Source organism: Geodermatophilus sp. SYSU D01036 (genome assembly GCF_054050435.1).
The window spans coordinates 20,716-28,821 of the sequence record NZ_JBJGZJ010000037.1; the positions used below are offsets into that span (position 1 = coordinate 20,716).

Annotated in this window: 7 protein-coding genes; 4 read left to right on the forward strand and 3 right to left on the reverse strand. The window is 78.5% G+C overall.

Annotated features, from left to right (window positions below; genetic code table 11):
• The first annotated feature begins 10 nt into the window (after window positions 1–10).
• Window positions 11–286, forward strand: a complete 276-nt coding sequence (locus ACI8AR_RS22475) for a DUF4031 domain-containing protein (RefSeq protein WP_387988030.1) — start codon at window positions 11–13, stop codon at window positions 284–286.
• Here ACI8AR_RS22475 and ACI8AR_RS22480 read toward each other — a convergent pair.
• A complete protein-coding gene (locus ACI8AR_RS22480) occupies window positions 258–875 on the reverse strand; it encodes an HD domain-containing protein (protein ID WP_457052967.1) in 618 nt (205 codons plus the stop codon). The two genes, ACI8AR_RS22475 and ACI8AR_RS22480, sit on opposite strands and share 29 nt — an antisense overlap.
• Complete coding sequence (locus ACI8AR_RS22485) at window positions 872–2,143, reverse strand: ArgE/DapE family deacylase (protein WP_457052968.1); 1,272 nt, start codon at window positions 2,141–2,143, stop codon at window positions 872–874. Before ACI8AR_RS22485 ends, ACI8AR_RS22480 begins: the two co-directional genes overlap by 4 nt.
• A gap of 51 nt (window positions 2,144–2,194) precedes the next feature.
• Between ACI8AR_RS22485 and ACI8AR_RS22490 the strand changes: the two genes are divergently transcribed.
• Window positions 2,195–2,971, forward strand: a complete 777-nt coding sequence (locus ACI8AR_RS22490) for a phospholipid scramblase-related protein (RefSeq protein ID WP_457052969.1) — start codon at window positions 2,195–2,197, stop codon at window positions 2,969–2,971.
• A 190-nt stretch (window positions 2,972–3,161) separates the two neighbouring features.
• Here ACI8AR_RS22490 and ACI8AR_RS22495 read toward each other — a convergent pair whose 3' ends face one another.
• Window positions 3,162–4,550: a glucose-6-phosphate dehydrogenase gene (locus ACI8AR_RS22495; RefSeq protein ID WP_457052970.1), complete on the reverse strand. Its 1,389-nt coding sequence runs from the start codon at window positions 4,548–4,550 to the stop codon at window positions 3,162–3,164.
• Between the two features lie 178 nt (window positions 4,551–4,728).
• Between ACI8AR_RS22495 and ACI8AR_RS22500 the strand changes: the two genes are divergently transcribed.
• Together ACI8AR_RS22500 and ACI8AR_RS22505 are read left to right on the forward strand one after the other, a co-directional pair.
• Entirely contained in the window at window positions 4,729–4,851 is a 123-nt protein-coding gene (locus ACI8AR_RS22500) for a hypothetical protein (protein WP_457052971.1), read from the forward strand.
• A 101-nt stretch (window positions 4,852–4,952) separates the two neighbouring features.
• Window positions 4,953–7,886, forward strand: coding sequence for a helix-turn-helix transcriptional regulator (locus ACI8AR_RS22505; protein WP_457052972.1), 2,934 nt, complete (start codon window positions 4,953–4,955; stop codon window positions 7,884–7,886).
• The last annotated feature ends 220 nt before the right edge of the window (window positions 7,887–8,106 follow it).

Genomic DNA, 8,106 nt, shown 5'->3' on the forward strand with positions numbered 1-8,106 from the left:
ACTGCACCCCGTGGCCGTGCTGATCGACAGTCCCGTCTGGCCGTGGCGCGGCCGCCGCTGGTCGCACCTGGTCAGCGACGTGTCCCACGACGAGCTGCACGCCTTCGTCGCCGCCGAGCTCGGCATCCCGCGCCGGGCGTTCCAGGGCGACCACTACGACGTCCCGGAGGACCTCTACGACGTCGCGGTGGCCGCCGGCGCCGAGCCGGTCGGGGCGCGCGAGCTGCTCGCCCGGCTGACGGCCGCGGGCCTGCGGGTCAGGAAGCGCGACCGCGCAGCAGGGTGAGCTCGGCGGCGAGGTTGGCCCGCGCCCGCGGCTCCCACTCCCGCGTCGCCGGCAGCCGGTAGAGCGCCGGCAGCGCGAGCAGGGACTCCAGGACGGCGATCCGCCCGGCGGTGAACACCTCGTCGGGCAGGTGCCCGTACTCCTCGCGGACGGCCGACGCGTAGGCGGCGTACGCCTCGGGCGGCCCGGCGAGGACGGCGAGGTCGGCGTCGCACAGGACGGCGCCGTTCGCGTCGCCGTCGGCCGCGTCGTGGCCGGCGGTCAGCAGCACCAGCCGGACCACTTCGTCCAGGCGCGCCGGCGGCACCAGGCCGGTCAGGCCCGCCCGCGCCCGCTCGGCGCTGGCCCGCTCGTTGTCGTCGCGGCGGGGGTCGTAGACGGCGTCGTGGTACCAGGCGGCCAGCGCGACGGCGGCCGGGTCGTCCGCGGCCGCGCCCAGCGTGTCGACCAGCCCGAGGACGGCGGCCAGGTGGTGCAGGTCGTGGTAGCGGCGGTGCGGCTCGCTCCACGCGGCGACGAGGGCGGCCCACTCGTCGCGCGCTGCGGGGGAGTCCCCGGTCAGGGCCGCGAAGTCCCCGTAGGCGATCACGCGACCCCGCAGCGGCGCAGGGTGAGCAGCGCCAGCGCGCGGGCCACGGCGGTCACCTCGGCCACCGGCACCCGCTCGGCCGGGCCGTGCGCGAGGTGCAGGTCGCCGGGGCCCAGGTGCAGCGCGGGGACCCCCGCGGCCGCGTACAGCCGCAGGTCCGTGCCGGCCGCGACCGCCCGCTCCGGCGGTGGCGCCCCGACCGCGTCGAGGACCGCGCCCCGCACCTGGCCGAGCAGCTCGTGCCCCGGCGGCAGCTGCCCGCTGGCGAACGTGCCGCCGGTCCAGGTGACCCGCACCGGGTGCGCGGCCAGCCACGGGTGCCCGGCGCAGAACTCCGCCACCCGCTGCTCGAACGCCGCGCGGGCCGCCGCGACCGGCTCGCCCAGCCGCACGCCGTAGCGGCCCTCGGCGACCAGCCGGTCGGGCACGCTGGAGGCCCAGTCGCCGGCGCGGACCGTGCCGATCGACAGCCCGAACGGGTACCGCTCGCCGTCGAAGCGGGGGTCGGCGTCGCGCTGCCGCTCCGCCTCGAACGCGCGCAGGTCGGCGTGCACCTCGGCGAACAGTTCCACCGCGCTCACCCCGCGGTCGCGCACCGCGGCGTGCGCCGCGTGGCCGGTCACCTCCAGCCGGAAGGTCAGCGCGCCGGCCGCGGCGGTGACCACGGCGCCGTCGGTGGGCTCCGGGATGACGCAGGCGTCGCCGCGGTGCCCGCGGGCCAGGGTGGCCCACGCGCCCAGGCCGCCGTCCTCCTCGCCGACGACGCTGTGCAGCGCCACCGGCCGGCGCAGGCGCACGCCCGCGGCGCGGATCCCGGCCAGCGCGGCGAGCGCCGAGACGAGGCCGCCCTTCATGTCGCAGGCGCCGCGGCCGTGCAGCGCGCCGCCGTCCAGCCGCGGGGTGAACGGGTCGCCGGCCCACAGCGCGCGGTCGCCGGTCGGGACGACGTCGGTGTGCCCGCACAGCACCAGCGCCGGGGTGCCGTCGTCGGCACCGGGCAGCGTGCCGACGACGCCCCACGCCTCGTCGCGCTCGACCTCCTGGCCGGGCGCGTCCGGCGCGGCGGCGGCCGCCGCGAGGTCGATCGCCCAGTGGTCGACGTCGCAGCCCAGCGCGTCGAGCTCGCCGGCGACCAGGGCCTGCGCCTCGCTCTCGGCCGCGGTGCCGCCCACCGAGGGGACGGCGACCAGGCGGCACAGCAGGGCCACCGCGGCGGCCTCGTCGACGGCGTCCAGGACGGCGGCCTCGGCACGGCTCAGGTCGGTCACGGCCCGGCAGTCTGGCACGCACGCACGGTCGCGGCGGTTACCGTCGCCGCCGTGACACAGCCCCTCCCGCCGCCCGGCTGGTACCCCCACCCCGCCGGCAGCGGCGGTTCCCGCTGGTGGGACGGCCGGACGTGGACCGAGCACGTCCAGCAGCCGGCCCCGCAGCCGGTCCCGCCGGCCCAGCAGCCGTACGGCGCGCAGCCGCAGCACCACGGCGCCCGGCCGCGCCGCTCGGTGCTGCACGACCAGCCGGTGCTGCTGGTCAACCAGAAGACCAAGCTGGTCGAGCTCACCAACGAGTACGCCGTCCTCGACGGCAACGGCACGCAGATCGGCGCCGTCGTCGAGGTCGGGCAGTCGGCGGCCAAGAAGGTCGTCCGCTTCGTGAGCAGCCTCGACCAGTACCTCACCCACCGCCTCGAGGTGCGCGACGCGTACGGGCCGGTCCTCGTCCTCACCCGCCCGGCGAAGCTGGTCAAGTCGCGGGTCGTCGTCGAGACGCCCGAGGGCGCGCCGGTGGGGGAGATCGTGCAGGCCAACGTGTTCGGCCGGATCCGCTTCGACCTGGTGGTGGGCGGTCAGCTCGCCGGCGCGATCCAGGCGGAGAACTGGCGGGCCTGGGACTTCTCCATCACCGACTCCCCGGGCAACGAGGTCGCCCGCATCACCAAGACGTGGGAGGGCCTGGCGCGCACGCTGTTCACCACCGCCGACCGCTACGTCGTGCGGGTGCACGCCCGGCTGCCCGAGCCGCTGGCGAGCCTGGTGCTGGCCTCGGCGCTCACCGTCGACACCGCGCTCAAGCAGGACTCCCGCGGATTCGGCTGACCCGCGCGTGTCGCGGCCGGGAGCGGGGTACCGTCGGTGGTGTCCGGACCGGGCGATCTGTGTCCCCGGGTGCCAATTGGATACCGCCTTCGCGGACCACCGCCCCGGCCTCGGCCGGGGGTCTGGAGCCGCGTCGTGCTTCTCGCCGCGAGGCGACCAGAGCCCGGTCCGGACCCTCCTCCTCAGCTCCTCAGCTCCCCAGCGCCCAGCCGCACGGGTCGGCCAGCGCCGCCGCCTCCGCGGGCCCCCAGGAGCCCGGCTCGTAGGGGCGCACCTCCGGCCGGTCCGCGAGCACCGGCGCGACCGCCCGCCACGCCCGCGCCAGCCCGCTGCTCGTGGTGAACAGCGACCGGTCGCCCACCAGGACGTCGTAGAGCAGCGTGGCGTAGGGCGGCAGCGGGTCGCCCTCGGGCACCGCGCCCAGGTCCAGCGAGGACTCCGCCACCGCCAGCTCCAGCTCCGGCCCCGGGCGCTTGGCCACCAGCCCGAGGTCCAGCGCGCCGGCGCCCGACAGCGACAGCGACACGGTGTTCCCGCCGCCGGGCACCGCGCCGACCGGGCCGTCGGGCCGGCGCAGCACCAGCGTCACCCGCTGCTCGTCCGCGGCCAGCCGCTTGCCGGTGCGCAGCAGGAACGGGACGCCGTGCCAGCGGTCGGTGTCGATCCACAGCCGCGCCGCGACGAAGGTGTCGGTGGCGCTGTCGTCGGCGACGTCGTCGAGGTCCCGGTAGCCGGTGAACTGCCCCAGGACGACGTCCTCGCGGGTCAGCGGCCGGAACGCCGCGAGCACCGCCTCGCGGGCCTCCTGCAGGTCGCCCGGCGCCAGCGACACCGGCGGCTCCATCGCCACCTCGGCGGCCACCTGGAACAGGTGGGTGACCAGCATGTCCAGGGTGGCGCCGGTGGCGTCGTAGAACTCGGCGCGGTCGGCGACGTCGAGGGTCTCGGGGACGTCGACCTGCACCTGCGCCACGTGCTCCCGGCTCCACACCGAGGAGAACAGCCCGTTGGCGAAGCGCAGCACGTGCAGGTCCTGGGTGGCCTCCTTGCCGAGGAAGTGGTCGATGCGGAAGACCTGCTCCTCGGCGAGCACCGCGTGCACCAGCTCGTCGAGCTCGCGGAACCCGTCGGGGGAGGTGCCGTAGGGCTTCTCGTAGACGACGCGGGCGCCGTCGGCCAGGCCGTGGGCGTCCAGGGCCCGCGTGATGCCGCCGAACGCCTCGGGCGGGACGGCGAGGTAGTGCACGAGCTGGACGTCGTCGCCGAGCTCCTCGCGGGCGCGGGCCACGGCGTCGGGCAGCTGCCCGGGGTCGTCCGGGGCGAAGCCGCCGCCGGCGAAGCGCAGCCGCTCGGGCAGCCCCTCGGCGGGCTCCCCGTCGCCGTGGTCGGCCAGCGCGTCCCGGACCAGGTCGCGGAACTCGTCGTCGGAGCGCTCGCCGCGGCCGCTGCCGACGATCCGCCAGTCCGGCGGGAGCAGCCCGCGGCGCTGCAGGACGTCGAAGGCCGGCAGCACCATGCGCGCGGCCAGGTCGCCGGTGGCGCCGAACAGGACGAAGACGGTCGGGCGGAGGTCGGCCATGCGCCCAGCCTCGCCGCCCGGCCCCTCAGGCGCGCGCCGGCTGCGTCTGAGGGGACCTCAGACGCCCGAGGTGGGGGAGGACTGCCCGGTCGCCCGATGCCCGCCCCGCCACCTCAGCACGACCGTGGTCGCCGTCCCCACCGGACAGGTACACGGACACGGACCTGAGGAGCCCATCGTGAACATCCACCCCAACCCCGGACTCGAGGCCGAGCTCGCCTACCGCCGCGAGGTGCTGCGGGAGCTCGGCCGCGGCACCCGCACCCGCCGCGGGCCGTGGCGCTCCCGGCGGTCCCGCTGAAGGAGGACCCCCTCCTCCCCACCTCTCGCGAGCTCGGGGCGGTGCCCCGGAGGGGGCCGCTGGCGGCCGTCCCGTCGGGGGTCCGTGCCACGATCGCCGACGTGGCGCGGTGGGACGAGCGGCCCCTGGTGGGGCGGACGGCGGAGCTGGCCACCCTCCTGTCCGCCGTCGACCGGGCGGTCGCCGGCCGCGGCGCGGCCGTGCTGGTGGCCGGGGACGCCGGCGTCGGCAAGTCCCGCCTGCTCGACGAGCTGACGGGACGCGCGGCCGCCCGCGGCCTGCGGGTGCTCACCGGGCACTGCGTCGACCTCGGCGAGGTCGGCCTGCCCTACCTGCCCTTCGTCGACCTGCTGCGCCCCGTCGCCGACGAGCTCGGCGACGGGGCCGCCGCGCTGTTCGCCGCCCGCTCGGCCGCCGCCCGCGAGCCCGAGGCGGCCGACCTGGGCAGCCCGGTCCGCGCGCTGCGCCCGCCGGTCGACGACGGCCGGCTGCAGCTGTTCGAGGCGGTCGCCACCGCGCTGTCCGGGCTGGCCGCCGACACCCCGCTGCTGGTGGTGCTCGAGGACCTGCACTGGGCCGACCACTCCAGCCGCGACCTGGTCCGCTACCTGCTGGCCCGGCTGACCGGCGAGCCGGTCGCCGTCGTCGCCTCCTACCGCTCCGACGACCTGCACCGCCGCCACCCGCTGCGGCCGCTGCTCGCCGAGCTGGTCCGGCTGCCCGGCGTCGAGCGGCTGGACCTCGGCCCGCTGCCCGACGCCGACGTCGAGCAGCTGGTGCGCGGGCTGGCCGCGGGCGTGCCCGATCGCACCGTCGACGACGTCGTCGCCCGCGCGGAGGGCAACGCGTTCTACGCCGAGGAGCTGCTGGCCGCGGGGCTCGCGGGGGAGTCGCTGCCCCTGCTGCTCACCGACGTGCTGCTGGCCCGGGTGGAGCAGCTGACCCCGGCCGGGCAGCAGGTGCTGCGGGTGGCCGCGGTCGCCGGCCGGCGGGTGCGGCACGAGCTGGTGGCCGCGGTGGGCGGGCTGGCGCCGGCCGACCTGGAGGCGGCGCTGGGCGAGGCGGTGCACTCGCACCTGCTCGTCGTCGACCCCGACGGCGCCTACCGGTTCCGGCACGCCCTGGTGCGCGAGGCGGTGCTGGCCGACCTGCTGCCCGGCGAGCGGGTCCGGCTGCACGCCGCGGTCGCCGCGCACCTGGCCGGCGTCCCGGGGGCGGGCACCGCCGCCGAGCGGGCGCACCACCTGCGGGAGAGCAACGACCTGGCCGGCGCCCTGTCGGCCTCCCTGGACGCCGCCGACGAGGCGCGGCGGCTGGCGGCGCCGGCCGAGCAGCTGCAGCACCTCGAGGCGGTGCTGGCGCTGTGGCCGGCGGTGCCCGACGCGGCGGCGCGGGCCGGGCGGTCGCAGGCCGAGCTGCTGCTGGACACCGCGGCCGCCGCCCGCCGCGGCGGGGAGCTGCACCGGGCGGTCGCGCTGCTGCGCTCGGCGCAGGACCTGCTCGGCCCGGACGGCGACCGGGAGCTGCGTGCGCGGGTGCACTCGACGCTGGCGCAGGCGCTGGGCCGCATCGAGGAGCAGGCCGCCGCGCTGCGGGAGAGCACGGCGGCGATGGCGCTGGTGCCGGCCGACCCGCCGTCGCCGGTGCGCACCTGGGCCGCGGCCACGCACGCCCGCGTCTGCTACGACGTGGGCCGCCGCGCCGAGGGCGACGCCGCCGCCGAGGAGGCGCTGGCCGCGGCCGACGCGCTGGGGCTCGACGGCGCGTGGGCCGACGTCGCGGTGTCGCTGGCCCGCTCGCGCGGCGGGGAGGAGCTGCCCGCGCGGCTGGAGGAGGCGCTGGCCCGCGCCCGCCGGTCGGGGGACCCCGACGTCGAGATGCGGGTGCTGTTCAACCTGGCGATCGTCGCCTACGAGGCCGGCTGCTCGGGCGAGACGCTGCGGTGGAGCGACACCGCGCTGGCGCGGGCCGCGGAGCTCGGTGTCGAGTGGTCCTTCTACGCCGCGGAGCTGCGCCACCTCGGCGTCGTCTCGCGGTACGTCGTCGGCGACTGGGACGGCAGCCTGGCGCTGGCCGACCGGCTGGCCCGGGTGCCCGAGATGGCCGCGCACGTGCGGGCGGCCGGGCTGCTCGTGCAGGTCGGCCGCGGCGACCCGGCCGCCGCGGAGCGGATCGCGTGGGCGCGCGGCCTGGTCGGCCGGCTTGACGCGCACGTGCTGCTGCTCCTGGCCACCGCCGGCGCGGAGATCGACCTGGCCGCGTGGGCCGGTGACCCGGCCACCGCCCTGGCCACCGCGCGGTCGGCCACGGAGACGCTGACCGGGCTGTGGGGCGACGACCGCCTCGCCGTCGTCCGGCTCGCCGCGACCGCGCTGGCGCCGGTCGGCGACGCCGCGGCCACGGCCCGGCTGACCGGGGACGCCGCCGCGGAGCGGGAGTGGACGGCGGCGGGGGAGTCGCTGGTGGGGATCGCGCGCTCCGCGGTGGATGCGCACGCCCGGCTGATCGGCCCGCACGGGGTCGAGGCGGCGGCGTGGGTCGCCCGGGTGGAGGCCGAGGCCGCGCGGCTTTCCGGGCGCCCGTCGCCGGAGCTGTGGGCGGCCGCCGTCGAGGCGTTCGGCTACGGGCACGTGTACGAGCGGGCCCGCAGCCAGTGGCGGCTGGCCGAGGCGCTGGTCACCGCCGGGGACCGGGAGGCGGCGCTGGAGCCGCTCTCCGCCGCCGCGCGGACCGCGCGCGAGCTGGGCGCCGCGCCGCTGCTGGACGCGGTCACCGCACTGGCCCGCCGGGCGCGGCTGGAGCTGCCCGGCACCGGGCGGGTGGTGGAGACGGCGGCGGTGTTCACCCCGCGCGAGACCGAGGTGCTGGCCCTGCTCGCCCGCGGCCGCACCAACCGGCAGATCGGCAGCGAGCTCTACATCAGCGAGAAGACCGCCAGCGTGCACGTGAGCAACATCCTGGCCAAGCTCGGCGCCGGCAGCCGCACCGAGGCCGTCGCCGTCGCCGCCGCGAGGGGCCTGCTGCCGACGGGCTGACGCCGTCCCGCCCGTCACCGCCCGTCCCGACGATCATGGCGCGCTGACCACGGACCGACGGCGTGTCGTGGTCACGGCGCCATGATCGCGGGGACACGCCGCCGGAGCGGTGGGGGGGGGGGGGGGGGGGGGGGGGGGGGGGGGGGGGGGGGGGGGGGGGGGGGGGGGGGGGGGGGGGGGGGGGGGGGCGGGGGGGGGGGGGGCGGGCGGGCGGGCGGGG

Excerpts from the sequence above, each read along its gene's own strand:
- ACI8AR_RS22495 (WP_457052970.1), bottom strand. The coding sequence starts at position 4,550 with ATGGCCGACCTCCGCCCGACCGTCTTCGTCCTGTTCGGCGCCACCGGC.